This is a genomic window from Peptostreptococcus canis (assembly GCF_014229965.1).
GTDB lineage: Bacteria > Bacillota > Clostridia > Peptostreptococcales > Peptostreptococcaceae > Peptostreptococcus > Peptostreptococcus canis.
In genome coordinates this window covers 436933-463541 of the sequence record NZ_JABGBW010000002.1, presented here as the reverse complement: position 1 = coordinate 463541, position 26609 = coordinate 436933, and the positions used below count along the sequence as shown (strand labels likewise).

21 protein-coding genes are annotated in these 26609 nt (G+C 31.7%); 16 read left to right on the top strand and 5 right to left on the bottom strand.

The window, feature by feature from the left end; genetic code table 11:
- Positions 1 to 29 precede the first annotated feature (29 nt).
- The gene (locus tag HLB29_RS05090) at positions 30 to 1643 is read right to left on the bottom strand and encodes a D-alanyl-D-alanine carboxypeptidase family protein (RefSeq protein WP_185624064.1); all 1614 of its coding nucleotides are present in this window, start codon (positions 1641 to 1643) and stop codon (positions 30 to 32) included.
- A gap of 295 nt (positions 1644 to 1938) precedes the next feature.
- Between HLB29_RS05090 and HLB29_RS05085 the strand changes: the two genes are divergently transcribed.
- From HLB29_RS05085 to HLB29_RS05070, 4 genes are all read left to right on the top strand, one after another.
- Positions 1939 to 2709, top strand: coding sequence for a helix-hairpin-helix domain-containing protein (locus tag HLB29_RS05085; protein WP_185624063.1), 771 nt, complete (start codon positions 1939 to 1941; stop codon positions 2707 to 2709).
- Between the two features lie 159 nt (positions 2710 to 2868).
- Complete coding sequence (locus HLB29_RS05080) at positions 2869 to 3939, top strand: pyridoxal-phosphate-dependent aminotransferase family protein (protein WP_185624062.1); 1071 nt, start codon at positions 2869 to 2871, stop codon at positions 3937 to 3939.
- A gap of 123 nt (positions 3940 to 4062) precedes the next feature.
- Positions 4063 to 4995, top strand: a complete 933-nt coding sequence (locus HLB29_RS05075) for a D-2-hydroxyacid dehydrogenase (protein WP_185624061.1) — start codon at positions 4063 to 4065, stop codon at positions 4993 to 4995.
- A 55-nt stretch (positions 4996 to 5050) separates the two neighbouring features.
- Complete coding sequence (locus tag HLB29_RS05070; RefSeq protein WP_185624060.1) at positions 5051 to 6283, top strand: DUF1015 domain-containing protein; 1233 nt, start codon at positions 5051 to 5053, stop codon at positions 6281 to 6283.
- 123 nt (positions 6284 to 6406) lie between these two features.
- Here HLB29_RS05070 and HLB29_RS05065 read toward each other — a convergent pair whose 3' ends face one another.
- From HLB29_RS05065 to thrC, 3 genes are read right to left on the bottom strand one after another with little or no spacing between them, the layout of a single operon-like run.
- Positions 6407 to 7618: an aspartate kinase gene (locus HLB29_RS05065; RefSeq protein WP_185624059.1), complete on the bottom strand. Its 1212-nt coding sequence runs from the start codon at positions 7616 to 7618 to the stop codon at positions 6407 to 6409.
- A gap of 11 nt (positions 7619 to 7629) precedes the next feature.
- Entirely contained in the window at positions 7630 to 8520 is an 891-nt protein-coding gene (thrB, locus tag HLB29_RS05060; protein ID WP_185624058.1) for a homoserine kinase, read from the bottom strand.
- Positions 8521 to 8543: 23 nt separating this feature from the next.
- Positions 8544 to 9590, bottom strand: a complete 1047-nt coding sequence (gene thrC / locus HLB29_RS05055; RefSeq protein WP_185624057.1) for a threonine synthase — start codon at positions 9588 to 9590, stop codon at positions 8544 to 8546.
- A 733-nt stretch (positions 9591 to 10323) separates the two neighbouring features.
- Between thrC and HLB29_RS05050 the strand changes: the two genes are divergently transcribed.
- The 5 genes from HLB29_RS05050 (at position 10324) to HLB29_RS05030 (ending at position 17159) form a co-directional block, all read left to right on the top strand.
- On the top strand, positions 10324 to 11307 hold the full coding sequence (locus tag HLB29_RS05050; RefSeq protein WP_185624056.1) for an ornithine cyclodeaminase family protein: 984 nt from the start codon (positions 10324 to 10326) through the stop codon (positions 11305 to 11307).
- A gap of 129 nt (positions 11308 to 11436) precedes the next feature.
- Entirely contained in the window at positions 11437 to 12489 is a 1053-nt protein-coding gene (gene selD / locus HLB29_RS05045; protein WP_185624055.1) for a selenide, water dikinase SelD, read from the top strand.
- 22 nt (positions 12490 to 12511) lie between these two features.
- Positions 12512 to 13942: an L-seryl-tRNA(Sec) selenium transferase gene (selA, locus tag HLB29_RS05040; RefSeq protein ID WP_185624054.1), complete on the top strand. Its 1431-nt coding sequence runs from the start codon at positions 12512 to 12514 to the stop codon at positions 13940 to 13942.
- Between the two features lie 20 nt (positions 13943 to 13962).
- Entirely contained in the window at positions 13963 to 15852 is a 1890-nt protein-coding gene (gene selB / locus HLB29_RS05035) for a selenocysteine-specific translation elongation factor (protein ID WP_185624053.1), read from the top strand.
- Between the two features lie 233 nt (positions 15853 to 16085).
- On the top strand, positions 16086 to 17159 hold the full coding sequence (locus HLB29_RS05030; protein ID WP_185624052.1) for an NAD(P)H-dependent amine dehydrogenase family protein: 1074 nt from the start codon (positions 16086 to 16088) through the stop codon (positions 17157 to 17159).
- A gap of 159 nt (positions 17160 to 17318) precedes the next feature.
- On the opposite strand, the gene prdC is transcribed toward HLB29_RS05030, so the two are convergent.
- Positions 17319 to 18641: a proline reductase-associated electron transfer protein PrdC gene (gene prdC, locus HLB29_RS05025; protein WP_185624051.1), complete on the bottom strand. Its 1323-nt coding sequence runs from the start codon at positions 18639 to 18641 to the stop codon at positions 17319 to 17321.
- A 334-nt stretch (positions 18642 to 18975) separates the two neighbouring features.
- On the opposite strand from prdC, the gene HLB29_RS05020 reads away from it, so the two are divergent.
- The 7 genes from HLB29_RS05020 to HLB29_RS04990 all read left to right on the top strand — a co-directional run bounded on the left by HLB29_RS05020 (position 18976) and on the right by HLB29_RS04990 (position 26586).
- Positions 18976 to 20406: a sigma 54-interacting transcriptional regulator gene (locus HLB29_RS05020; RefSeq protein ID WP_330604419.1), complete on the top strand. Its 1431-nt coding sequence runs from the start codon at positions 18976 to 18978 to the stop codon at positions 20404 to 20406.
- 628 nt (positions 20407 to 21034) lie between these two features.
- Entirely contained in the window at positions 21035 to 22939 is a 1905-nt protein-coding gene (gene prdA, locus HLB29_RS05015; RefSeq protein ID WP_185624050.1) for a D-proline reductase (dithiol) proprotein PrdA, read from the top strand.
- A 52-nt stretch (positions 22940 to 22991) separates the two neighbouring features.
- The gene (locus HLB29_RS05010; protein WP_185624049.1) at positions 22992 to 23360 is read left to right on the top strand and encodes a CBO2463/CBO2479 domain-containing protein; all 369 of its coding nucleotides are present in this window, start codon (positions 22992 to 22994) and stop codon (positions 23358 to 23360) included.
- A 26-nt stretch (positions 23361 to 23386) separates the two neighbouring features.
- Positions 23387 to 24118, top strand: coding sequence for a D-proline reductase (dithiol) protein PrdB (gene prdB, locus HLB29_RS05005; protein WP_185624048.1), 732 nt, complete (start codon positions 23387 to 23389; stop codon positions 24116 to 24118).
- 114 nt (positions 24119 to 24232) lie between these two features.
- The gene (gene prdD / locus HLB29_RS05000) at positions 24233 to 24991 is read left to right on the top strand and encodes a proline reductase cluster protein PrdD (RefSeq protein ID WP_185624047.1); all 759 of its coding nucleotides are present in this window, start codon (positions 24233 to 24235) and stop codon (positions 24989 to 24991) included.
- Positions 24992 to 25002: 11 nt separating this feature from the next.
- On the top strand, positions 25003 to 25470 hold the full coding sequence (locus tag HLB29_RS04995) for a glycine/sarcosine/betaine reductase component B subunit (RefSeq protein WP_185624046.1): 468 nt from the start codon (positions 25003 to 25005) through the stop codon (positions 25468 to 25470).
- A 108-nt stretch (positions 25471 to 25578) separates the two neighbouring features.
- A complete protein-coding gene (locus tag HLB29_RS04990; protein WP_185624045.1) occupies positions 25579 to 26586 on the top strand; it encodes a proline racemase in 1008 nt (335 codons plus the stop codon).
- Positions 26587 to 26609: the final 23 nt, after the last annotated feature.

The window sequence follows — 26609 nt, the reverse complement described above, 5'->3', positions numbered from 1 at the left end:
TTTTATTATAAGTCACTCATTTTTTATTTTTATAAATTATCATTTTTGCCTTTGGCTTTATTGAGTGATTTTTTCTTAATTGAATCTTTTATTATTCCTATTATCAATAAAAGTATAAGTATAAGTATGATTACGGGTACACCTATTATAATTAATTTTGAAGGTATAAAACTAATACTATTACTTATTTTTTTATCTAAAAATTTATATAAATTAGTATTTTCTATATTTTTAAGTCCATTTTTTGTAAATAAACCAGAAAACATAGCTTTTATTTCATGTAAGATTCCTAATAATCCCTGAGCAGATTTATTAGCTTCTGATTTAATATTTTCACCACCACTTGATATTTTGTTTTTAATTCTTTTTGAATTGTTGTTATTTTTTTGTTTTTTATTATTTTTGTCGCTTTTTTTACCACTTTTCTTTTTCTCGTTTTTTTTAGGTTTATTTTTTGCAAAAGGCGTAAAACTTAATATATAATCAAAATATGATTGTGCATCGTTTTCTGAAACTAAAGCAATACTGGAAATCATATTATTCTTTTTGTAAATATTTACAGTACCAATTACATCACCTTTATTGATTGGTAGGGAAAGTCTATCAAAATTATATTTTTTTGAATAATCTTTTTTATTAAATTTTTCATTATTAAAAACTGTTACAGAGAAGTCACTTGACATCTTATATTTAATTTTTCCGGGTTTAGAAAATCTTATTGATTTTTCACCATGCATATCATTTTTTTTGAATACTGTAATTGTTTTAAAGTTATCGAATCCATAATCTAGTATAGTTCTTGAGTCATGATATAAGCTACCTGCCGGTGCGAAGAATACACCTGATATTAATCTAACCCCGTTTTTTTGTCCGGTAGATACTAAACAATTTCCTGCATCATCAGTGAATCCGGTTTTGATACCATCCACAATATCATATTTTATTGGTATACTTTTTCCCTTATAATCAATTTTATTATTAGAAGTTAAAAACTTATTGCTATTTATCAAAGTTCTTTCGAATTTATATATGTCATTGGCCTTAAAATTGACGCTTTTCATAGCTACTATCTTTTTTATTATATCATTACTATAAGCTACTCTTGAAAGGGTAGTCATATCAATAGCGGTAGTATAGTGATTTTCATCCGGAAGACCATGTGGGTTATTAAAATGTGTATTATTTGCTCCATATTTAGCTGCTTCTTCATTCATAAAATCGATGAATTTTTTCTCATTTCCATCACCAAAATGTTTTGCCAGCAAAAACGCAACGTCATTTGATGAATGTATAAGTAAAGATTCTAGTAATTGATATACGGTAAACTTTTCGCCATTTTCCAAGTACATACTTGTTCCTTCTATTTGTGGCATATCTTTTACTTCAATTATTTCGTTCAAATTGTTAGCTTTTTCAAGTACACAAAAAGCAGTCCAGATTTTAGTAGTTGAAGCAGGATATATTTTTTTTCTTGAATTTTTTTCGTAAAGAATTTCTCCTGAGTTATAATCCATTAAAACTATATATTTTGAGTTTAGTGAATCTAAATCTTGTTTTTCATCAGCATAAACCCCGACTATTGAACTTGAAATAATAGTAAAGCTCAATATCAAGGCAGAAAATTTTGATATTATTTTTTTCATGATAAACATTTGGATAATAAAAAATCCAATCCTCCTTTGTTGCAAAAAATTATAATGTAGCAAGATAAGTATATCACAAAATAGAGAAATAAAGAAGATTGTATTTGGTTTATATCAACAAATAATCTATTTTAGTCAAAAAAATGAAATACAAATTTTTTAAAACTATTTATTATAACTTTTTATATTTTTTCTTTTTAGTCCTATGATTTTGTAATACTGTCTATATTAATATAAAGTATTGAATATAATTACAAAGCTTGTATATTTATATACATTAAAGAAAGGGATATTTATGAAAAAACACAAACTTAAAGAAAATGAAAAAATTGTAAATATTATTTATGAAAAGATAAGTGGAGTAAATGTCAAAAAAATGATTATTACTATATTAGTGATATCAATTATAATTATAAAAATACTATTTCCTATGAGTATGAGTTTTTTTGGTAAAAAATATGTTGTAGATACTAATAATATTTCGAAAAAAAACTCCAATAATCAAAGTGAAAAAGTTAATGAAAATTCCGAGTTTGAATTTCAAAAAAAAGAAAAAAACAATATGGAGTCAAGAAAAAATATGAATTCCAAAGTAGTAGTATATATAACGGGAGCTGTTGCAAATCCAGGAGTAATCTGTATTGAAGGAGATAAAAGATTGGATGATGTAATTAAAAAAGCAGGTGGATTGACTAAAGACGCGGATTTTGAAAGAATTAATTTAGCTATGAACATAGAGGATTCCCAGCACTATATAATACCGTATAAGGATGAAAATAAAAACATTTCAAGTTCTGATAGTGTGAAACAGGGGGAAGATTCAAAAAGCGTAGATAGCGGGGTTTGTAATAGTTCTAATTCTGGAGATAGTTCAAAAGTAGGAATTAATACTTCCGATCAAAGTAAATTGGAAACAATACCTGGAGTAGGTCCTTCCACAGCCAGGAAAATAATTGATTATAGAGAAAAAAATGGCAAATTTAATACTTTGGAAGATATAAAAAATGTTTCTGGTATAGGTGAAAAGAAATTTGATAATATGAAAGACTATATATCGCTTAACTAATCTAATTAATATTTTTTGGAAAACAACAAAATGCTTGTTCTATAAAACAGAATATTCAAAAAATAGAAAATTATATTTAATTTCAAAAAAAGTATTGACATATTTAAAAGATGGTTATATCATATTGATAATTTAAAATATTCGAAGGGGGTTAGAACCATGGCAAGGAAGTTATTTATTCCGGGTCCAATCGATGTGCGGGAAGATGTTCTCGAAAAAATGGCAACACCGATGATAGGACACAGAAGCAAAGAAATTAGTGCTTTGCAGGAAAGAATAAGCAAAAAATTACAAAAAATATTCTACACTGAGAATGAGATACTTCTATCCACATCCTCCGGCTCAGGTTTGATGGAAGGCGCGATTAGATCGTGTACATCCAAAAAAGCGGCCGTATTCTCCTGTGGTGCATTTGGAGATAGATGGTATAAGATGGCAGTGACTAATAATGTCAAAGCTGATTTGTACAATGTGGATTTAGGGAAGGCTATTACTCCGGAGTTAGTAGATAAAGTTCTTTCAACCGGAGAATATGATTTAATAGCTATACAGCATAATGAAACATCTACTGGAATTACAAATCCAATAGAAAAAATAGCTGATGTAGTTAGAAAATACGATGATATAGTATTTTGTGTAGATGCAGTTAGCTCGGCAGGTGGCATAAAAATAGAAGTTGATAAAAATAATATTGATATATTAATAACTTCAACTCAAAAGGCATTAGGTTTACCACCGGGAATGGCAATTTGTACTTTCTCAGAAAGGGCTATAAAAAGGGCAGAAAAAGTTGAATTTAGAGGAACCTACTTTGATTTGCTCGCGATGTATAAATATCTCAAAAAGAAAAATTATCAATATCCTTCAACTCCTTCCATTTCACATATGTTTGCAATGGATTATCAACTTGACAATATCTTAGAAGAAGGTCTGGAAAATAGATTCAATCGACATAAGGACATGGCTAATTTAGTTAGGGCATGGGCCGAAAATCATTTCAAATTATTCACTGACAAAAATTATCTATCAAACACTTTGACAGTCATAGAAAACAATCAAAATATTAATATTTCTGAACTAAATTCAAAATTAATAGAAAAAGGAATGCAGATAGCAAACGGATACGGCGATTTAAAAGACAAAACTTTTAGAATATCACATATGGGTGATTATAATATTGAAGATATTAAATATCTTTTAGATACAATTGATGAAATACTAGGGTTTTAGTATTTTAATTTGATATATTCAAAAAAATAAATATGTATTTTTATATTTATTTACCGGCCATATTATACCGGGTAAACGTTATAGATAATAAGTTATTGAAGATAAAATTTTGGGGGAATAATTATGAATAAGATATTGGTAACAGACGGAATGGAAAAGAATGCTATAAATTTATTAAAAAATATGGGATTTGATGTTGAAGAAAAATTTTATGAAGAAGTTGAATTGAAGGATAAAATAAAAGAAATTGATATTATCGTAGTAAGATCAGCAACTAAAATCAGAAAAAATATTATAGATGAAGCCATTAAAACTAAACGACTAAAAATGATAATTAGGGGAGGAGTAGGACTTGATAATATAGATGTGGACTTTGCAAAGGCAAACGGTATTCAAGTAAGAAATACACCCATGGCTAGTACAAATGCAGTTGCCGAATTAGTTTTATGTGAAATGCTGGTTTTAGCCAGAAAAGTTAAAATAGCCAACATAAAACTTCAAAACGGCATTTGGGATAAGAAAAATCTCAAAGGAAATGAGATTATGGGCAAAACTTTAGGATTAGTAGGATATGGAAAAATAGCTAAAAACATTGCTGATAAGGCAAATAAGCTTGGTATGAACATATTATATACCGATGTTCAAGAATGTATAGAAAATAAAGAAGGATTTAAATTCACCGATTTGGATGAAATTTTAAGAGAATCTGATTATATAACTATTCATACTCCATTAACTAATGATACGAGAAATTTATTTGATTATGATAAGTTTAAAATTATGAAAGATACTGCATTTATAATTAACTGTGCAAGAGGGGGAATAATAGTTGAAGAGGATTTGCTTAGAGCAATTGATAATAATGAGATTGCTGGGGCCGCCTTAGATTGCTTTGAAGATGAACCTATGCCAATGAAAGAACTATTAATAAATCCTAAGGTAAGTGTTACACCACATATAGGGGGATCTACTATAGAAGCTCAAACTAGAATAGGAAATGAGATAGTAAATATAATAGAAGAATATTTAGCTAAAAGTATGGTAAAAGTATTATAATTCTTATTATAGTAGATAATACTATAGGAAAATATACACAGGAGGAGTATTTATTATGGTTATGGTTAAACCCTTTAAGGCTTTAAGACCAAACAAAGATTATGTGGAAAAAGTGGCAGCTCTCCCATATGATACTATGAATACAGAGGAAGCAAAAAAAATAGCGAAGGAAAATAAGTATACATATCTTAGGATAGATAGGGCAGAGATTAATTTTGATAATGATATAGACATATATTCAGAAAAAGTATATCAAAAAGCTAAAGAAGTACTTGATGATTTTATAGAGAGAAATATACTTATAGAAGATAAAAAACCTTCATTATATGTATATAGGGAAGTAATGGGAGATAGGAGTCAGATCGGTATAGTAGGATGCGTAAGTGTATTAGATGGAATAAATGGAAAAATAAAGACTCATGAAAATACAAAACCAGATAAGGTGGAGGATAGGACTAAGCACATCGATTATTGTCAGGCTCATACAGGTACTATTCTTCTTACTTACGATAATAACTCTGTAATTGATATAGTAATAGCAAAAACTCTTAACAATGAATCAATCTATGATTTTATATCTGAAGATGGAATTAGACATACTATCTGGAAATTGGATGAAAAAGAAGAGGAAATGGTCGTAAATTCTTTTGAAAGAGTGGAAAATTTATATATTGCAGACGGACATCATCGCTCAGCAGCGGCTCAAAATTATGCAATAGAAAAGAAAGACAAAAATCTTAATTATTCAGAAGAAGAGGAATTTAATTTCTATCCGGCAATGATAGCTGCAAAAAATACACTTCATGTTATGGATTATAATCGAGTTGTAAAAGATTTAAACGGCTTAGATATAGATGAGTTTTTAAACAAAATTGAGGAAAATTTCATTTTGGAAAAAGTCAGCGATGAATTTAAGCCTGAACAGAAATTTGAATATGGGATGTATATTGATGAACAATGGTACAAACTGGTATTTAATAAAAGATTTAAACTGAAAGATGATTCTGTTGAAAATTTAGATGTAAGTGTATTACACGATTACTTAATAGAACCGATATTAGGTATAAGTGAACCACAAAAGGATAAAAGGATAGATTTTATAGGTGGTATAAGAGGTACTGACGAAATTGAAAAAAGAGTAAATGAAGATATGAAAGTTGGATTTTCTCTTTACCCGACATCTATAGACGAGTTATTAAGGGTTGCGGATGAAGATAGAATTATGCCGGCAAAATCAACATGGTTTGAACCTAAAGTAAGGTGTGGACTATTCTTGCATAGAATATAACATTAAAAATATCTGGAGAAAGTTAATATTTATTAATAAAAGAAGTGACAGTTACTTGTTTTGGTAAAGGTCACTTCTTTTGAGTGTATGAGATTTTTTCTGTATGTGTTTTTATAGTTTGATTTATACCAATTTAAATTCTTCTGCCAAGGCTTTTACAGCTTTTTCACATTGAGAAGAGTCTACAATGACGGAAATAGTAATTTCAGAAGTACTTATCATATCAATGTTTATATCTGATTTGGCCAATGCTTCAAACATCTGTGAAGCAATATTTGAATGTGTCATCATTCCAGCACCAACTATGCTGACTTTAGCTAGATTTTCTTCTATTAATATGTTTTCTGCTCCTAATTCTTTTGCTATATTTTCTAAGATATTTTTTGCATCTCTAGCATCTGAAAGAGAGCAAGTAAATGCAATATCATTTTTGTTATTGATTTGAGAGCTTTGAACAATCATTTGAATATTGATATTTGATTTTGCCAATTCTCTAAAAACATTTGCTGCTGTCCCTGGAATATCCGGTATACCGAATACAACGACTTTTGCAACATTAAAATCATGTGCAATTCCAGTTATTAATCCATTATGCTCCATTTTATTTTCCTCCTTAACTATTGTTCCGATATTGTGGTTAAAGCTAGATCTTACATGTATAGTGACTCCATGCGTTTTTGCTACTTCAACGGATCTTGGATGAAGAACCTTTGCTCCCAGATTTGCTAATTCCAACATTTCGTCGTAGGAAATAGCAGTTAATTTTTTTATATTAGGTACAATTCTGGGATCACAAGCATATACACCATCTACATCTGTGAATATTTCACATAAGTCTGCATTCAATGCAGCTGCAATTGACACTGCAGATGTATCAGAACCACCTCTCCCTAATGTTGCAATATCATTATTTTCATTTAACCCCTGGAAACCTGCAATTATAACTATATTATAGTTTTCCAGTTCTTTTAGAAGTCTATCTGATACTATATTTATAATTTTTGCTTTATTATGAATGGAGTCCGTCATTATTCCGGCTTGTGGTCCTGTTAGTGAGATTGCATTTTCACCTAGTGATTGTATTGCCATTGCTAAAAGAGACATCGATATTTCTTCTCCAGTAGAAAGCAATCTGTCCATTTCTCGCTTAGGTGGATTTTTGCTAATTTGATTTGCCAATGTCACTAAATTATCAGTAGTCTTACCCATAGCAGAAACTATTGCAATTACTTTATTACCCTGTTTTTTTGCATCTATAATTCTATTTGCAACCCTCATTATTTTATCGATATCGGCGAGAGAGCTTCCTCCATATTTTTGAACAATAATACTCATGTTTTATCCTCCTATTCATATTGGGCACCTTTTTTGCAAGGCATTAGTATTTCAGCTTTTCCGGATATATTTTTTTCATTTGCCAATTTTTCGAAAGAGCTAAGTACATTTTTCGAATGATCTTTTGTGCAATAAGCAATTATGGTAGATCCGGAACCGCTTAGTGAAAAAGCGAACGCACCTGAGTCCAGTGCTATTTTTTTAAATTCATCAAAAGAATTAATTAATTTTTTTCTATAGGGTTCATGTATTTTATCATTCATAGCTTTTCCTATAAGAATGGTATCATTAGTAATAAATCCATATATTAGTAAGGCCAGATGTGAACTATTATAAACGGCATCTTGCAATGAATATGATTTTGGAAGTACATTCCTGGAATTACTGGTGGAAACTTCATAATCAGGACTGAAAAGAACACATTCCAGAGCTTCAAAAGGTGCTATTTTTCTATATATGATTTCGTTATTTGATTTAGTTGATAAAATAATATTACCAAATAAAGCAGGAGCAACATTGTCAGGATGTCCTTCTATATCAGTTGCCAATTCAAGTAATTGATCGTCATTTAGTGGGAAATCAATCAGAGCATTTGCTAATTTTAAACCTCCTATAATGGCAGCTGCACTTGAACCCATTCCTCTGGCTAAGGGTATATTATTTTTTATATGTAAATTGTAGCCTTTTGGCCGTTTTCCGACTTTTTCAAAAAGATAATTCATTGAATCTATAACGAGATTTTTATTTCCTTTTAGTTTTTCTGATTCCAGACCTGAAATTCTAATTTTTATGTTTTCAGCTATTTCTCCTTCAAATTCTGAATATCTTGATAATGCCATACCAAGGGAATCAAATCCGGGCCCCATATTGGCAGTTGTGGCAGGTACTTTAACTTTTATCATATTATATCACCTCATATTCATCATTATTTGATTAATTCAAGCACACTTTCCATAGTAGCAGGAATGGAAACTGGTGTTTCAGCTATACTTAGGCAAGTATCAGGATCTTTCAAGCCATTTCCTGTAAGAATTGCAACTACCTTTGATCCTTTTTCGATATCACCGTTTTTGACAGATTGAATAATTCCCGCAAGTGAGGCTGCAGATGCCGGTTCAGCAAATATTCCCTCTTTATCAGAAAGTAGTTTATATGCTTTTAATATTTCTTCGTCAGTTACAGCTTTGATAGAACCATGGGATTCATTTTTTGTTTCTTCGGCTTTTTTCCAAGAGGCAGGATTTCCTATTCTAATTGCAGTGGCAATTGTTTCGGGGTTATCAAAAGGATGTCCTTCCACTATAGGTGATGCTCCTTGAGCCTGATAACCTTTCATTTTTGGAAGTTTTGAAGATTTACCTGCATTTTTGTATTCTTTGAATCCTTTCCAATATGCCGTAATGTTACCTGCGTTTCCAACAGGTATTGCAAGGTAGTCAGGAGCATCTCCCAGAGCATCAACTATTTCAAATGCACCGGTTTTTTGACCTTCAATTCTATATGGATTTAATGAATTTACAAGCGTAATAGGATGTGTTTCTGTTATTTCCTTTACGAGGTTCAGAGCATCATCAAAGTTTCCCTTTATTGCTACCACTTTTGCACCATATTGTAGTGCCTGAGCGAGTTTTCCCATAGCTACATATCCATCGGGAATCAATACAATTGTTTTTAATCCATATCTGGCACCGTATGCTGCTGCTGAAGCAGAGGTATTTCCGGTACTTGCACACATTATAGTTTTTGAACCGGATTCTATTGCTTTAGCGATTGCCATTACCATTCCTCGATCTTTAAAAGAACCACTAGGATTTAGTCCTTCATATTTAAAAAATAGTTCAATTCCAAGTTCTTTGCTTATATTTTCGCTTTTAATCAGCGGAGTATTGCCTTCATATAATGATATAAGGGGCGTTTTTTCATTGATAGGTAAAAATTCCTTGTATTGTTTTAGTAATCCTTGCCAGTACATAATAAATTCTCCTTTTTAAATATTTATTTATATATCTATTGATTGTAGAATTATTGGTTTTAAGTAAATTTATATAGAATAATTCCTTAAAATAAAAGTAACAGATATATAGTTTTTAATAATTTCTGAATTTGCATTTTTGAATGTATAGAAAGTATATTTTCTAAATGATGTGTATGATAATCAATATGGTGATTTTGGTATAAAAAAAGAACTATATTGACTATAGAACTGTGTAAGAAGTTGGACTGATAGTATCCAATAAATTGTGAATATAATTTGGAAATATAAATATAACTAAACTAAGCTATTGAGTAAAAATATCATTTGAAGAGTAGGTAGCTTAGGTATTTATGTATAATAGAATATTATTTTATACCTACATTAATATCCAATTTGACCAGTTATTTCGAACACAGTTATTATATTTGTTTGTCGTTCTAAAACTCGTGGTAACTGTGGACGAATTTATAGAAAATAAATACATAATCTTTCCCCCTTTACAATAAAATTGATTCGTAATTATTTATTTAGAGCTATTGTATCATTTATTATCAAAATATACAAGAATTTTTTGAAAATAATGATTATTTTTTTATATAATTTATACAAGAATATTGTTAAAGTATAAAATATAGAAGGAAATAAACATATATGATATAATATTATGTATAAAAAGTGTAGGATAAATACTAAAAATATTAACATTTTGGATATGTTATTGGAGGAAAATATGTTACTTTTGAATAGAGATGAAATAAAATGGGTGTTTACAATGAAGGATGCTATTGAGGCGGATAAATTAGCTTATTCGATTTTTAGTAAAAGAAAGAGTATATCTCCATTAAGAACAAATATTGAATCACAAAATGAGCAGGGAAATATTCTTTTTATGCCTGGATATATTGATGAGATAGGTGTTGCAGGACTAAAAATAGTGTCGGTATTTCCGAATAATCCTCAAAAAGGATTGCCATCTACTCCGGGAACAGTGTTACTTGTAGATGATAAGACAGGTATGGTAAATTGTATTTTGGATGGCACCTATGTAACAGAATTAAGAACCGGAGCAGCAACAGGTGCAGCAGTTAGCTTATTGGCTAAAAAGGGAAGTAAAACAGGATCCCTAATTGGTACGGGAGGTCAGGCTGAATCACAATTTGATGCTATTATTGCAGGATGTGAGACTATAAAAGAGATTAGAGTATTTAGCAGGAATAAAGAGAAAAGAGATGCCTTTGTAAAAAAAATGACTGAAAAGTATTCTGATAAAATAAAAATTATTTCAAGTTTTTCATCAGATGAAGCTATAGATGATGCTGATATTATAGTGCTTGCTACCACTTCTAATACGGCAGTTATAAATGGTGACAAAGTAAAAAAAGGGGCATTGATAAGTGGTATTGGCTCATATATGCCTAATATGCATGAGATAGATGAAAAGACTTTATTGAAATCGGATAAAATATTCTTTGATTCTAAAGAAGCCGTACTTTCTGAAGCAGGGTGTATTATGACTCCTTTAAGTAAGGGAATTATATCGGAAAAAAATTTTACAGGAGATATTGGCCAGGTTATAAATGGTGAAATAAAAGGAAGAGAATCAGATGATGAAATAATTGTATTTAAATCAGTCGGAATAAGTACACAAGATATTGTGACAGGAAAGGCGATTTACGAAAAGGCATTGGAAAAAAGTGTGGGATTCAAATGGTAGTTAAACTTGGAGATAGTAACTATTAAAAGTTGAAAAAAGCATGAATTAGTTTATAAATTTCATAAAAGAGGATAATCTATATTGGTTTTCCTCTTTCTTTAAATTATTTTATATTTAAGAGGTATTAATATGGAAAAAGAGTACAAAAAATTAACGGATATGACTAAGGCTGGGGGCTGAGCTGCTAAAATAGGTCCACAAGAACTGGCTTCAGTTCTTTCAAAACTTCCAAAAAATACAAGTGATAAAATCGAAAATTTGATGGTTGGATTAGATACTGCTGACGATGCGGCAATATATAAATTAACAGATGAAATTGCCTTAATACAAACGCTGGATTTTTTTACTCCAATGGTTGATGATCCGTATACATTTGGACAGATTGCAGCTGCAAATGCATTGTCTGACGTATATGCAATGGGTGGCGAACCAACTGTAGCTATGAATATTGTATGCTTTCCATCTTGTTATGATTTAAATATACTGGGAGAAATCCTTAGAGGTGGTGCTGATAAAGTAAATGAAAGTGGATGTTTATTGGTAGGTGGACATTCTGTAGATGACCAAGAACCTAAGTATGGCTTGTCTGTGTCTGGAATAGTACACCCTAAAAAAGTTCTTGCCAATTCAACTGCAAGAGCGGGAGATAAATTGATACTTACCAAGCCTTTAGGTGCAGGGATAATGAATACAGCTATGAAACCGGGATTAGTAGATGAGGAAACATCAAAATATGTAGTTGAAATAATGGCTCATTTAAATAAATACGCGGCAAAAAGTTTTATGAAATACGATGTGAATTCAGTTACCGATATTACAGGATTTGGTATGTTGGGACATACTTTGGAAATGGCAGTGGCTTCAGATGTAAGTATAATTCTTGAAGCGGACAAAATTCCCATGATGAAACAGGTTGTAGAATTTGCCGAAATGGGAATAATTCCAGAAGGTGCTTATAAGAATATGGGGTATGTTCAAGATGATATTAAGATTTCAGAGAATATACCGGAGGCAATTTCCGATGTGCTATATGATCCACAAACTTCCGGTGGATTGCTTGTTTCAGTACCGGCTGAAATAGCTGAAGAAGTAGCAAAAGACATGGTAAATAATGGTGCAATATGTGCTGAAATAGTCGGAGAAGTCGTAAATAAAAAAGAAAAATATGTTGAAGTAATATAAATTTATAAAATTGGAGTTAAAAATGAGTAATAAGACAAATAAAAAAGAATTATTTGCCAAACTTCCTTCTGTTGATGAAGTTTTGGGAGATGAAAGAATTGTGGAAATTTGTGAAAATTTACCTAGGAGTATTGTGGTAGAGTCTGTAAGGGGAAGTATTGATAAATTTAGAAAAAAAATAGTTTCGTTAAAAGATGAAGAAGTGGCAAGTTTTAGCTTATCAGAAGAAGATATTATTTTGGATAGTATTATAACATCTAAAAAGTCATATGAATTGTCATTAAAAAATGTCATAAATGCTACCGGAATAGTCGTACATACAAACTTAGGAAGATCTCTTTTAAGTGAAAAAATTAAAGATGAGCTTTGGGGGGCAGCTTCCAGATATTCAAATCTTGAATATGATATCGAGGAAGGAAAAAGGGGTTCAAGATATACTCATTTAACAGATATGATAAAGAGAATAACCGGTGCTGAAGATGTATTGGTTGTAAATAATAATGCTGCTGCAGTTTTGCTTATATTAAGTACAATGGCCAAGGGTGGAGAAGCAATAGTTTCCAGAGGAGAGCTTGTAGAAGTCGGTGGTGCTTTTAGAATTCCTAGTATAATGGCGCTAAGTGGGGCGGATTTAGTAGAAGTCGGTTCTACAAATAAAACTCACTATTCAGATTATGAAGATGCTATCACAGAAAATACTAAAGTGTTGATGAAGGTGCATACCAGCAATTACAGAATAGTAGGATTTTCAGAAAGCGTATCTTTGGAAGAGATGAGATCTTTAGGGGATTTGTATGCTATTCCGGTTGTAGAAGATCTTGGGAGTGGAGTCCTTATAGATCTATCAAAATACGGAATGGCATATGAACCTACAGTTTTTGATTCGATTGAAAAGGGAGTTGATATTGTAAGTTTCAGCGGTGACAAGATGTTAGGGGGGCCACAGGCAGGTATAATAGTAGGAAAAAAGAAATTTATAGAAAAAATGAAAAAAAATCAATTAACTAGAGCATTAAGAGTTGATAAAATGACGATTGCTGCACTTGAGGCCACACTGAGATTTTATTTAGATGAAGAAAAAGCAATAAAAGAAATTCCGACTTTGAGAATGCTTACATATACTAAAGAAGAAATCAATAAAAAAGTTGACAATTTATATAAAGTAATTATGCAGAAATCAGGTGGTAATTTGGATGCCGAAATATCAATTGAAGATTGTAAAGGACAGGTCGGAGGAGGTTCTATGCCTACTGAAGAACTTGAATCCAAAGCGGTTGTTATCAAACCACATAATATTAGTGTAAGTAAATTGGAAGAAAAACTTAGATTAGGAAATTCACATATAATAGCCAGAGTGTATGATGAAAAATATGTATTGGATGTAAGGACAATATTTGAAGAGCAATATGAAAATATAGCAAATGAATTAAAGACTGCTTTAAGTAAAAATTAAATTAGGAAGGAAGTAGTTAAATGAAACATATAGTTGTTGGAACTGCGGGACATATTGACCATGGTAAGACAAGTTTAATAAAGGCATTAACCGGTAGAGAGACCGATACATTAGATGAAGAGAAAAAAAGGGGGATATCTATTAATTTAGGGTTTACCTATTTTGATCTTCCTTCTGGAAAAACTGTTGGAATTGTCGATGTTCCCGGTCATGAAAAATTTATAAAGAATATGTTAGCAGGGGCATCAGGATTGGATATGGTAATGTTAGTAGTAGCTGCCGATGAGGGAGTAATGCCACAAACAGTCGAACATATAGATATATTATCATATTTGAATATTAAAAAAGGTTTGGTAGTGATGACCAAATGTGATATGGTTGATGATGAATTATTAGAACTTGCAGAAGATGATATAAGAGAAGGTTTAATTGGAACTTTTTTAGAGGGTTCAGAAATACTAAGAGTTGATTCAATTTCGAAAAAGGGGATTCCGGAATTAATACAAAAATTGGATTCCATGAGCGAAGAGGTGGAAGAAAAAAATACATCCTTGCCTGCACGTCTTAATATAGACAGAGTATTTTCAGTAAAAGGGTTTGGCACTGTAATAACAGGAACAATAATAGAGGGAATAATTAAGCTAAATGATGAGCTTGAGATATATCCCAGTGGCAAGAGAGTAATGGTGAGAAACATACAAGTACATAGTAAAAATGAAGAAATTGCATATGCCGGACAGAGAACAGCAATAAATCTTTCAAATGTTAAAGTAAGTGATATTAACAGAGGTGATATTCTTGCTGCACCGGATTCAATGTTGGACTCGATGATGATTGATGTAAAAATTAAATTATTAAAGCATGAAGGTTGTAAATTGGCAAACTGGGATAGATTGAAATTATATCATGGAACTAGAGAAATTTTATGTAGGACAGTTCCTCTTGAAAAAGAAGTAATGGAGGCAGGGGATGAAGGATTTGTTCAACTTAGACTCGAAGAGAGAATTGTTTGTAAAAAATTAGATCCTTTTGTAATCAGAACTTACTCTCCAATGGATACTATTGGAGGAGGGATAATTGTTGATGTATCTAATGTGAAACATGGAATTAACAAAGACACGAAAAATATATTGGAAGAATTAAAAATAAAAGAAATAGGAGATGAAAAATCCATATTGGAAATATATATGAAAAATAATTCTTTCAAGTTTCCTAAAATTCAAGATATGATGTCTTATATAGGTATAGACAAAAATAAACTGGAAACTCTTTTAGAGGAGTTAAAATCTGAAGGAAAAATTGTTGATATTAATGGAAAGAACATACATAGGGATTATTTTGAATTTTTGTTATCCAAACTGGTTAAAGTTTTGGAGAAATATCATAAAGAAAATACTCTTAAACCGGGAATGCCAAAGCAAGAAGCAGGTACAAAAGTAGAGTCTTCGTTTAAAGCAAAAGATATAGATTCGTTTTTAGATCTGTGTATTAAATCGGGAAGTATAAAAACTATAGATAATATGGTTTCTATGAAAGACTTTGAAGTCAAATTAAGTGATGAAGAAAAGAAAATGAGAGAAGCCATATCCAGAAAGCTAAAATCTTTAGGTTTTGGCGATATATGTACTATCGAAGATATATGTGAGGGAAATAAAAATATAAAAAGTGTTTTGGATTCTATGATTGGAAGTGAAATTGAACTTCTTGATGAAGAGTATGTAATTCACTCAAGTCTCTATAATGAAGCAAAAGAAAAAGTTAAAAAGTTTATAAAAGAAAATGGGGAGATGACTTTGGCTGAATTTAGAGACATGGTAAATTCGAGCAGAAAAATAAGTATGCTTATATTAGAAAATTTTGATAAAAAGAAAATAACTAAAAGAGTTGAAAATAAAAGGATTTTATATTAATTTTCTAAAATTATGTAAGGATTTAGTTTATTCTCTCTTAATTCTAATATTCAAGGAGTTATTTGAATTAAGAGAGAATTTTTGCAAAAAACTGTGAAAGATGTTAAAATATAAATATAAAGGTGGGGAAAAGAAAAAATTTTTAATATTTGAGTTAAAAATTTAACAATATGTTGTTTTTTATAATATCTTTGTAATTTGATTTTTAATAGTATTAAAAAGGAGGGGTAATTATGAAGGAATTGAGAGTTGCACAATATGGTTGTGGAAAAATGAGTAAATATCTGATGAGATATTTAATGGAAAAAGAGGCAAAAATAGTTGCAGCATTTGATGTTAATCCTGAACTTATTGGAAAAGATATAGGGAAATTTTTAGGAATTGAAACCTATGGTGTCAAGATTTCTGATGTTAAGGATGCTCAAAAAATATTAACCGAACTTAAACCTCAGGCTTGTGTTGTAGCTACGATGAGTACGGTTGAAGATATAAAAGAAGCATTCATTAATTGTGCAAAAAGCGGTGTAAATGCAATAACTACTTGTGAAGAAGCTTTATATCCATGGAATTCCAATCCTAAACTAACTCAAGAACTTGACAGGATTGCAAAAGAAAATGGAATTACATTAACAGGTAGTGGTTATCCGGATATGTATTGGGGTGTATTGATTGATGTTTTGGCAGGATCAATGCAAAAAATAACGAAGATAAAGGGAATAAGCAGTTATGATGTAGAGGATTATGGAATTGCACTTGCTAAAGGACATGGAGCCGGTTTAAGCACTAAAGAATTTGAAGAACAAATAGGAAAATATAATGATTTGTCTTCTGATGAACAGAAAAAACTGGTTGAAAGTGGGGAATATATTCCGAGTTATATGTGGAATCAAAATGGTTGGTTATGCGAGCGTTTAGGTCTGACACCTATTTCTCAGGTGCAAAAGTGTATTCCTACAGTTCACAGTGAAAACCTCAATAGTTCAACTTTAGAAATGGAAATAAAAGCAGGAGATCCTACTGGAATGAGTGCAGTAGTTACAACTGAAACCAAAGAAGGTATTACTATTGAGACTGAATGTATAGGTAAGGTGTATGGACCAGATGATTTTGATAGAAATGATTGGACATTCTTTGGAGAACCGGAAACTACAATAAATGTAAACAGACCGGCAACAGTAGAGTTGACGTGTGCAAATTTAATCAATCGTATACCGGCTTTAATAAAGGCGGAACCTGGCTATATAACAACTGACAAATATCCTAATAATAGATATATAGTTAAAAATATAGGTGATTATATAGATTAAGTTAGATTTAAACTCTATATATAAATATAGTGTATATATGAAATACAGAAAGATAATTATTGTTTAATAAAAAATATAACCTAAAAAATGGTGAGAGTCAAATTGACTGCTCACCATTTTTTATAGGAAAGTCTTAAAGTACAATCCATTTGATTTTAATTATTTTTTCTGCCCATCCTTTAAGAATCTTATCTTTTCTATATGCATAGTTTCAAGAATATTATCTGTCTGATGGTATACAGGTATTTTCATCTTTGGAGCAACTCCCATAACAGTATTTGTACAGTCTGTACAATTAGAGATAATTACAGTTTCTGCACCAGCCTTCTTCAAGTTAAGCATTTTTTCTGCCTGTCCTGGACAGTGTCCCGGATTTTCACACTTAAGAACTCCACCCTTACCTTCAATAGCTTGCTTACATTTTTGAACTCCTACAATTTCAGCTCCCATGTAGCCTGCAATTTCTCTAAGTCTATCTTCATTACCACCACAAGCACAAACAAGAATACCCATTTTTCTTGTCTCTTTTGGATATGGTTTAGTAACAAGGATTCCTCCTGTAGTCTTTACTATAGGAGCGTCAATCTTAGTACTCTTTCCAGTAAATGGTCCACCCATTATTATTTCGCCATATTCATCATATTTGAATAATCCTCCGGCTCTTTCGATAAGATCACCAACTTTTGTACCAATTGGAACATCTTTAAAAACTTCAATTTGAGTAGCAGTATTTAGATATCCGGCTACAGTTAAATCCTTTTCAATTAAAGGTTTTAATTCATCTACAGCATCTGCAACAGCACACATTGTTTCAGAGTTAATTACAACAGCATTTGCAGCAGCAGGCAATTTATCAGTTTCTAAAACTATACCAAGACATTCTCTAACGACAGCTCTTTCTTCTCCCATTGGATAAAGGTCAGGCATTGCTTTAACAGTTATTCTCTTATCTCCATCAGCTTCAACAACTTTTTGCATAGCTAATATTTCTTTTTCATGTATTTCTTTAAGAGCGAACACACCATGTGCAGCATTACATGCTTCCATACATAGTTTCATACCTCTTAATAGTTTTTCCGGTTCAAATAATAATTGATCCATATTGTGTGAAAGAATAGGCTCACATTCAGCAGCATTACATAAAACATAGCCAGTTCCACCCAAATCAGTACCTAACTTTACATAAGTAGGGAAACCAGCACCACCAAGCCCAACTATACCAGCATTTTTAACAGTTTCTGCTATCGTTGCGCCTTTTTCGATTTTAACAAATTCTTCACTCTGAACATCATTAGCTTCAATAACTATTTCATCCTCTGTTATTTCAGTAACTTTACCGTCGACACTTGAATGTAGAAAAGCACCAAGGCCTTCATAGTCTGCTACTAATTGACCTCTTTTAACTTCATCTCCGACTTTAACAACCGGAGTATTCTTTGCACCAATATTCTGTTTCAATAATAAATGAATAAATTTTGACATTTTTAAGCCCCCTCAAAAAATTATTATTTTCATATTAACTATTAAATCGCATATCTATTTTATGCGATAATAAGGTTTTGAGAGTAGTTTTGTGTAGTATGTTTTTGTGTTTTTCTATGTATGTTTATTATCAGTTGCAAATGCATAGGAATAATATTTTTACTGATGAGGCTATTATATCACAAATATAGTTAAAAGTAATAGTATTATTACAAAAGTTAAATTATTAATTAATTATAGATGTAATTTTTTTATTTATGTCAATTGTAAAACTAAATAATAATTGATATAATCAACTAAAGATTATATCAAGGAGGTGTCCATATTGTTTAATGTGCAACTAATTGAAGATGGTGATTTAGAAGAAAATAAGGACTCCGAAAAAGTATTGAAAGAAAAATATCTTACTTTAAAATATATAACTGAACAAATAAATGAAGGTATTTCAGCTATAGATAAAGACGGAGTCGTATTATTGTGGAATAAATTTATGGAAAACCGATACAATATTCCAGCCAATGTGATAGTAGGTAAAAAAATGAGTGAATATCTTGAAGATACGATATCAGAGAGAGTTCTTAATACGAAAATTCCCATGAACGATGTCTATCATAATAAGAAGTATGATGATGAGGGTAAAGATCTTTTTGGGTTTGTATATGCTAGTCCGGTGTTTTATAAAGGTGAGTTTGTGGGAGTAGTATGTACGGAAGTAGATGTAGTCGATGCTACAAAATTATCTGAAGAATTAATAAGAACTCAAGAAAAAATAAAATATTTAGAAAATGAAATGAGATCAATGTCCAAAAATGATTTTGATCAAATTTTAGGAAAAAGCAGAGCGATTGAAAAAGCAAAAGGTATAGCAAAACAAGTTGCAAAAACAAATAGTTCCATAATGCTAAATGGAGAGGGGGGAACCGGCAAAGAACTTTTTGCCCGTGCAATTCATAAATATAGTGAAAGGGAAGGAACCTTTATACCCGTCAATTGTGGGGCGATTCCGGAAGAATTGTTTGAAGGGGAGTTTTTCGGATATGCACCGGGTGAATATAAAGGAGGAATAAAGAGCGGAAAAATAGGTATACTTGAGATGGCAAATGGGGGTACCATTTTCTTGGATGAAATAGAAGATCTGCCATTAAATATGCAGGCAAAACTTTTAAGAGTACTTCATGAAAAAGAGTTTGTAAGAGTGGGCGGAAAGGATGTAATAAAATTAAATATAAGAGTCATATCCGGCTCTAATAAAAATTTAAATGACCTTGTAGAATCGGGAAATTTTAGAGAAGATTTATTCTATAGATTGAATGTTGTAGAGATTTTGCTACCTCCTCTGAGAGAGAGGCAAGAGGATGTTGGTATATTAATTTATCATTTTTTAGAGGAATTGTGTAGAGAAAACAACAAACCATTTCTAAAAATAAGTAGAGATGCCTTTAAAGTTTTGGAGAAACATGAGTGGAAAGGTAATATAAGAGAATTAAAAAACACAATCGAAAATATGGTTGTTTTAACTTCAAAAAAGACACTTGATATAGATGATATACCAGAATATGTTTTAGATTCAGTTAAAAAACATAAAAATCTTATTGTATATCCAATGGATTTGAATGAAGCAATAAAAATTCTTGAGAAAAAAAAGATAAAAGAGGCGCTATCTCTTTCTAAAGGGAATAAAAGTAAAGCTGCAAAAATACTTAATATTCCCAGGACAACTTTGTATTATAAACTGGAACAATATGATATTGAAAAATTGGATTAAGAAAACTTCTTGTTTAATAAAGTGTTGAAATATAAAAAACTATTATAATTAACAAAAGTTAATATTTAATTTATTAAACAAAATAAATGGTTAAAAAAGTGTCGTTTTAATAAAAATGATGCTTTTTTTAGTAAGGTAATCTAACTAAAAAAAGTCGATTATTCGACATATGTAAAAAAATTAAACATAATATGTTTTGAATATAGAAAATGCAATTAGATTCTATAAGTATTGAAAAAGAAGGGAAATATATATAATAATAACCTTTTTTTTATATAAATAAACTTAAGTGTGTCTAAAAATAGACATATATATTTTATCTATTCTTTATATAGATAAAAACTATTTAAAAAGATTAATTTTATTGCTATAATGAAAATATAGAGCGATAAAAAATATACAAACAATAAGCTTGTTACTGATCTACTTTGATATAGAGAGTAGTAAAAAAGTGTATGTATGTTTAATTTTAAAGTGGTTGTTATGCTTTATTGTTTGGAATGAAATCGTTTTTTGAAAAAAATTAATACTGTTATCAGTGTTAGTTAAAATATGCTAATATGACATTAATGTCTGGAGCATATTTACATATATTAATAAATTATTTTTTATAAGGAGGTTTTTTGCTATGTCAATAACTAATGAAACAGCAAAAGCCCATGCTAATGATCCTGCAGTCTGCTGTTGTAGATTTGAAGCAGGAACAGTAGTTGAGGCAGCTAATCTTGAAGATCCAGCTATATTCCCAGATTTAATCGATTCTGGTTTGTTGGAACTTCCTGAAAATGTTTTAACAATTGGTCAGGTTTTAGGTGCAAAGTTAACTCAGACTTTAGATGCACTTACTCCAATGACAACTGATAATGTTGAAGGGTATACTTCTGCTGAGGCGGAAGAAGTTGAGGAAGTTGAAGAAGAAGCGGGAGAAGTATCTGCAGCTCCAGCATTCTCAAATGTTCCGAATAATGGTGTGATAAAGATTCACATAGGAAAAGGTAAAGACATCAATCTTGAAATACCAGTTGGTTTAGGTGGTGGTACAGTTGCTGCTCCAGTTGGTGCTGCTACTACTGTTGCAAGCACTCCAGTCGTTGAAGAAGAAACTACAAAAGTTATAAGAAGTCTTACTAAAAAGCATTATAAGATAGATAAAGTAGTTTTCGGCGAAAAGACTGAAATAAATGGTACAACATTAACAATAAGAACTCCAGAAGATATCTGTAAAGAAGCAGTTGCTACTGAAGAACTTGTTTATGACATGAAGTTAGATATAATAACTCCAGACAGATATAATGAATACTCTGAAGCAGTTCTTGACTTACAGCCGATTGCTACTAAAGAATCTGGAGACTTAGGAGAAGGTGTTACTAGAGTTCTTGATGGTGTAGTTGCTGTTCTTACTGGTACTGATGCAAATGGTGTTCAGATTGGAGAGTTCGGTTCTTCTGAAGGTGCTATGGATACTACAATGATGTGGGGTAGACCAGGTGCTGCTGAATATGGCGAAATATTTATTAAGGGTGAAGTAACAATTAAAGAAGGAACTAACATGGAAAGACCGGGTCCTTTAGCTGCTCATAAGGCATTTGATTACATTATCCAAGAAATAAGAGAAGCAATAAAAGCTATAGAAGATGAATCTTTAGTAGTTGATACTGAAGTTATTGAACAGTATAGAAGAACTGGTAGAAAGAAAATAGTTATAGTTAAGGAAATAATGGGACAGGGTGCAATGCATGATAACCTGATATTACCAGTTGAACCGGTTGGTACATTAGGTGCTAGACCTAACGTTGACTTAGGTAATGTTCCAGTTGTATTATCTCCACTTGAAGTATTAGATGGTGGTATCCATGCTTTGACTTGTATAGGACCAGCTTCTAAGGAAATGTCAAGACATTACTGGAGAGAACCATTAGTAACTCTTGCTATGAATGATGATGAATTTGACCTAGTAGGTGTTGTATTTGTAGGTTCTCCTCAGGCGAACTCTGAAAAATTCTATGTATCTAGAAGATTAGGTATGTTAGTTGAGTCTATGGAAGTTGACGGTGCAGTAGTTACTACTGAAGGTTTTGGTAATAACCATATCGACTTTGCATCACATATAGAGCAGATAGGTATGAGAGGTGTGCCGGTAGTTGGTGTATCTTATTGTGCAGTTCAGGGTGCTTTAGTTGTTGGTAATCAATACATGACTCACATGGTAGATAACAACAAATCAAGACAGGGTATCGAAAACGAAATACTAGAAAATAACTGTTTAGCTCCTGAAGAAGCTCACAGAATTATAGCTATGTTAAAGAATGCTATAGAAGGTGTTGAAGTTAAACCTGCTGAAAGAAAGTGGAATAACAACGTTAAATTAAATAATATCGATGCAATAGAAAAGGCTTTAGGTATTAAGATTCCTCTTGAAGAAAATGAAACTTCACTTAACATGACAAGAAAGAGAAGTCAGTTATATGAAAGAGCAGACATCGAAGCTGGTATAGTTGAAGATACTTATACTCCAGTAGAAGGTGAAAGATAGAAAAAATCTAAATTAAGGTATTGTTCACATACCTGATAAGGAAGGAAATAGTATGGCACAAGAAGATTTAAAATATATGTCCTCTGAAAAATACTATGAAGGTGTCATCAGTAGTGTTGAAGGTGGCGCTATAACAATAGACTTAAAAGGTAGACTTGGACTTTTTAAAATACCAAATAGAATGCTTATTACTGACTACAATCCTCAGGTGGGTCAAGAAGTCGGGTTTATGTTAAGCAACCCAGAGGTATTTAGTCCTATACCCAATGAGGAATATGTTAGAAAATTAGAAGGTCAGCGTAAAGTTGAAGAAAAAAAGAAATTAGAGAATCTAACTAGATTAGAAAAAGAAATTCTTGAAAAAACTATAGAACTAGAAGAATTAAAGAAAAGTATTGAAAAATTGAAGTTAGATCTTTAGAAAAATTTGAAGGGAGAGAAATACAAATGAGTCGTAAGTTAACTACAGTTCCAGGACTTCAATCTGAAATATATGTTCCTATAACACCACCTCCAGTTTGGACTCCTGTTACAAAACCATTAAATGAAATGGTAATAGCATTAGCTACTGCAGCTGGTGTACACATGAAATCAGATGAAAGATTTAACCTTGCCGGTGATACAGGATTTAGAATGGTTCCGGATACAGCTACTCCAGCTGATCTAATGGTATCACATGGTGGATATGATAACTCTGACGTAAACAGAGACGTAAACTGCATGTTCCCAATTGAAAGATTGCATGAACTAAAAGCAGAAGGATTTATTAAAGATGTAGCTCCAATGCACTATACTTTTATGGGTGGTGGAGGAAATCAGGAAGTTTTCACTAACGAAACTGGACCTGCAATCGCTGCCAAATTAAAAGAAGAAGGTGTAGACGGTGTTGTTATGACAGCTGGCTGAGGTACTTGTCATAGAACTGCCGTGATCGTGCAGAGAGCAATAGAAGAAGCTGGTATACCAACTATAATAATAGCAGCTCTTCCTCCGGTTGTTAGACAGAATGGTACTCCAAGAGCCGTTTCTCCATTAGTGCCAATGGGTGCAAATGCTGGTGAACCACATAATGTTGAAATGCAGACTGGAATTCTTAAAGCTACATTAGAACAGTTAGTAGCTATTCCTTCAGCAGGAAAAATTGTTCCATTACCATTTGAATATCACGCTGCTATTTAATTTTAGATAAAGCGGATACTGTCGATAATTGGATAGTACTTTTAAATGTAAACACATCCTCTATATCTATAGGGGATGTCTGTTTACATAAATAAATATCAAAGGGTGAATATTATGGAAGAAAAGATATTAAGGCGACTTGTAATCAAACCTTTTTCAATTAATGAAGTGAGATATGGGAATAGGTTTGCAATAAAAGGTGATGTATTAGAAATTGTTCATGACAAAATAGAAGAATTAAAAGCTCAAGATGAGTTGATTAAAGATATTAAATTAGAAATTATTAAACCAGGAGATTATAATAGAGAAATCAATACTATAATGGATATAATACCTATTTCTACTAAAGTACTTGGAAAAATTGGAGAAGGAATAACTCATACAATTACAGGTGCATATGTTATGTTGACCGGTGTAGATGAAGATGGGAGACAAATGCATGAGTTCGGTTCGTCTGAAGGTGTACTAAATGAACAAATGATATTTGGTAGAAGAGGAACTCCTGATATAACAGATTATATTATACATATTGATGTAACAATTAAAGGTGGATTGCCATATGATAGAAGCCTTCCAAATGCTTGCTTTAAGGCTTGTGATTCTTTCATTCAGGAGATAAGGAACGCACTTAAGACAATAGATGGAAGACTGGCAAATGGATCTTATGAATATCTGGATAAAATTACACCGGGTAAAAAGAAAGTTGTTTTGATTAAGCAAATTGCCGGTCAGGGAGCTATGTATGATAATTTATTATTTGCTGAAGAACCAAGTGGTTTTGAAGGCGGTACTTCTATAATAGATATGTGCAATATGCCTATGATACTATCTCCTAATGAATACAGAGATGGAATTTTAAGAGCATTGGTTTAGGGGGTGTTATTATGGGTATTGGTCCTTCAACAAAAGAAACTTCTTTACATATGTTCAGAGACCCGTTGGTAGAAGTCTTAGGTCAAGATACTGATGTCGATTTTGTAGGAGTAATGGTTGTCGGTACTCCGGATGACAACAAGTATAAGAATTTAGTCGGTCAGAGAGCTGCCCAATGGTGTGAAGCTATGAGAGTAGATGGTGCTATATTAAGTGCTGACGGATGGGGAAATTCTCATGTAGACTATGCTAATACTTTTGAAGAAATTGGTAAGAGAGGGATACCTACAGTCGGAGTTACTTTTAATGGAGTGCAAGCAAAGTTTGTTGTTACTAATAAGTATATGGATACGATAGTTGACATAAACAAAAGTGAGCAGGGGATAGAAACTGAAGTTGTGGGTGAGAATAACGTCGATATGGTTGATGCCAGAAAGGCGCTTGTATTCTTAAAATTGAAAATGCGTAATGTAAAGTAAGCGTATTTCAATAATAATATAATAATACCATTCATTTTGGTGTTTGTTATAAATTATATTAGTTTTATTAGTTAAAAAAATAATTATTTTGAACGGAGGTACTAAGTTATGAAGTTTAGTAGAAGTATTCATGCAATTGACTCCCATACAGCGGGAGAAGCAACAAGAATCGTGGTAGGTGGTATACCAAATATAGTTGGTAATTCAATGCCAGAAAAAAAACAGTGGTTAGAAGATAACCTGGATTACTTAAGAACTGCAATAATGTTAGAACCAAGAGGACATAATGATATGTTCGGATCAATCATAACTCAGCCGACTAATCCAGAAGCTGATTACGGTATAATCTTCATGGATGGTGGGGGATACCTAAATATGTGTGGTCACGGTACTATCGGTGCTATGACTTGTGCTGTTGAAACAGGTATGGTTCCCGTAACAGAACCAATCACAAACATCGTTCAGGAAGCTCCAGCCGGTATAATCAGGGGTGAAGTAACAGTTGAAAACGGTAAGGCTAAAAAAGTATCATTCAAGAATGTTCCCGCTTTCTTATATAAGAAAGATCAGGAAGTCGAGCTTCCAGGATATGGAAAAGTTAAATTTGATATATCATTTGGTGGAAGTTTCTTTGCTATAGTTAAAGTAGACCAATTAGGTATAGAAATTGTTCCTGAAAATGCCGGAATACTAAATAGCTTAGGAATGCAATTAAGAGATATAATAAACAATGAAATAGAAGTACAACATCCGGAATTACCACATATAAAAACTGTTGACCTGATTGAATGGTGGTCAGAAACTGACACTCCGGGTGCTACATTAAAGAACTGTGTTGTTTTCGGACAAGGACAGGTGGACAGATCTCCTTGTGGAACTGGTACAAGTGCAAAATTGGCTACACTACATGCTAGAGGAGAATTCAAAGTAGGAGAAAAATTCTTCTATGAATCAATTCTTGGTACAATATTTGAAGGCGAAATAGTTGAAACAACAAAGGTAGGAGAATTTGATGCAGTAGTTCCTCAGGTTACAGGTTCTGCTTATATCACAGGATTCAATCACTTTGTAATAGATGAAGAAGATCCTGTTAAGTATGGATTTATCTTAAAATAGGGGAAATTTTTAAAATTATTTAG

What these genes read in the sequence shown, in the direction of transcription:
- thrC (WP_185624057.1), bottom strand. Translation starts at nt 9,590, where the DNA reads ATGTACTGGCAAGGATTACTAAAACAATACAAGGAATTTTTACCTATC.
- HLB29_RS04990 (WP_185624045.1), top strand. Translation starts at nt 25,579, where the DNA reads ATGAAGTTTAGTAGAAGTATTCATGCAATTGACTCCCATACAGCGGGA.
- prdA (WP_185624050.1), top strand. Translation starts at nt 21,035, where the DNA reads ATGTCAATAACTAATGAAACAGCAAAAGCCCATGCTAATGATCCTGCA.
- HLB29_RS05075 (WP_185624061.1), top strand. Translation starts at nt 4,063, where the DNA reads ATGAATAAGATATTGGTAACAGACGGAATGGAAAAGAATGCTATAAAT.
- prdD (WP_185624047.1), top strand. Translation starts at nt 24,233, where the DNA reads ATGGAAGAAAAGATATTAAGGCGACTTGTAATCAAACCTTTTTCAATT.
- HLB29_RS05010 (WP_185624049.1), top strand. Translation starts at nt 22,992, where the DNA reads ATGGCACAAGAAGATTTAAAATATATGTCCTCTGAAAAATACTATGAA.
- HLB29_RS05080 (WP_185624062.1), top strand. Translation starts at nt 2,869, where the DNA reads ATGGCAAGGAAGTTATTTATTCCGGGTCCAATCGATGTGCGGGAAGAT.
- HLB29_RS05050 (WP_185624056.1), top strand. Translation starts at nt 10,324, where the DNA reads ATGTTACTTTTGAATAGAGATGAAATAAAATGGGTGTTTACAATGAAG.
- HLB29_RS05065 (WP_185624059.1), bottom strand. Translation starts at nt 7,618, where the DNA reads ATGAGTATTATTGTTCAAAAATATGGAGGAAGCTCTCTCGCCGATATC.
- HLB29_RS05085 (WP_185624063.1), top strand. Translation starts at nt 1,939, where the DNA reads ATGAAAAAACACAAACTTAAAGAAAATGAAAAAATTGTAAATATTATT.
- thrB (WP_185624058.1), bottom strand. Translation starts at nt 8,520, where the DNA reads ATGATAAAAGTTAAAGTACCTGCCACAACTGCCAATATGGGGCCCGGA.
- prdC (WP_185624051.1), bottom strand. Translation starts at nt 18,641, where the DNA reads ATGTCAAAATTTATTCATTTATTATTGAAACAGAATATTGGTGCAAAG.
- HLB29_RS04995 (WP_185624046.1), top strand. Translation starts at nt 25,003, where the DNA reads ATGGGTATTGGTCCTTCAACAAAAGAAACTTCTTTACATATGTTCAGA.
- HLB29_RS05090 (WP_185624064.1), bottom strand. Translation starts at nt 1,643, where the DNA reads ATGAAAAAAATAATATCAAAATTTTCTGCCTTGATATTGAGCTTTACT.
- HLB29_RS05030 (WP_185624052.1), top strand. Translation starts at nt 16,086, where the DNA reads ATGAAGGAATTGAGAGTTGCACAATATGGTTGTGGAAAAATGAGTAAA.
- HLB29_RS05070 (WP_185624060.1), top strand. Translation starts at nt 5,051, where the DNA reads ATGGTTATGGTTAAACCCTTTAAGGCTTTAAGACCAAACAAAGATTAT.
- selB (WP_185624053.1), top strand. Translation starts at nt 13,963, where the DNA reads ATGAAACATATAGTTGTTGGAACTGCGGGACATATTGACCATGGTAAG.
- selA (WP_185624054.1), top strand. Translation starts at nt 12,512, where the DNA reads ATGAGTAATAAGACAAATAAAAAAGAATTATTTGCCAAACTTCCTTCT.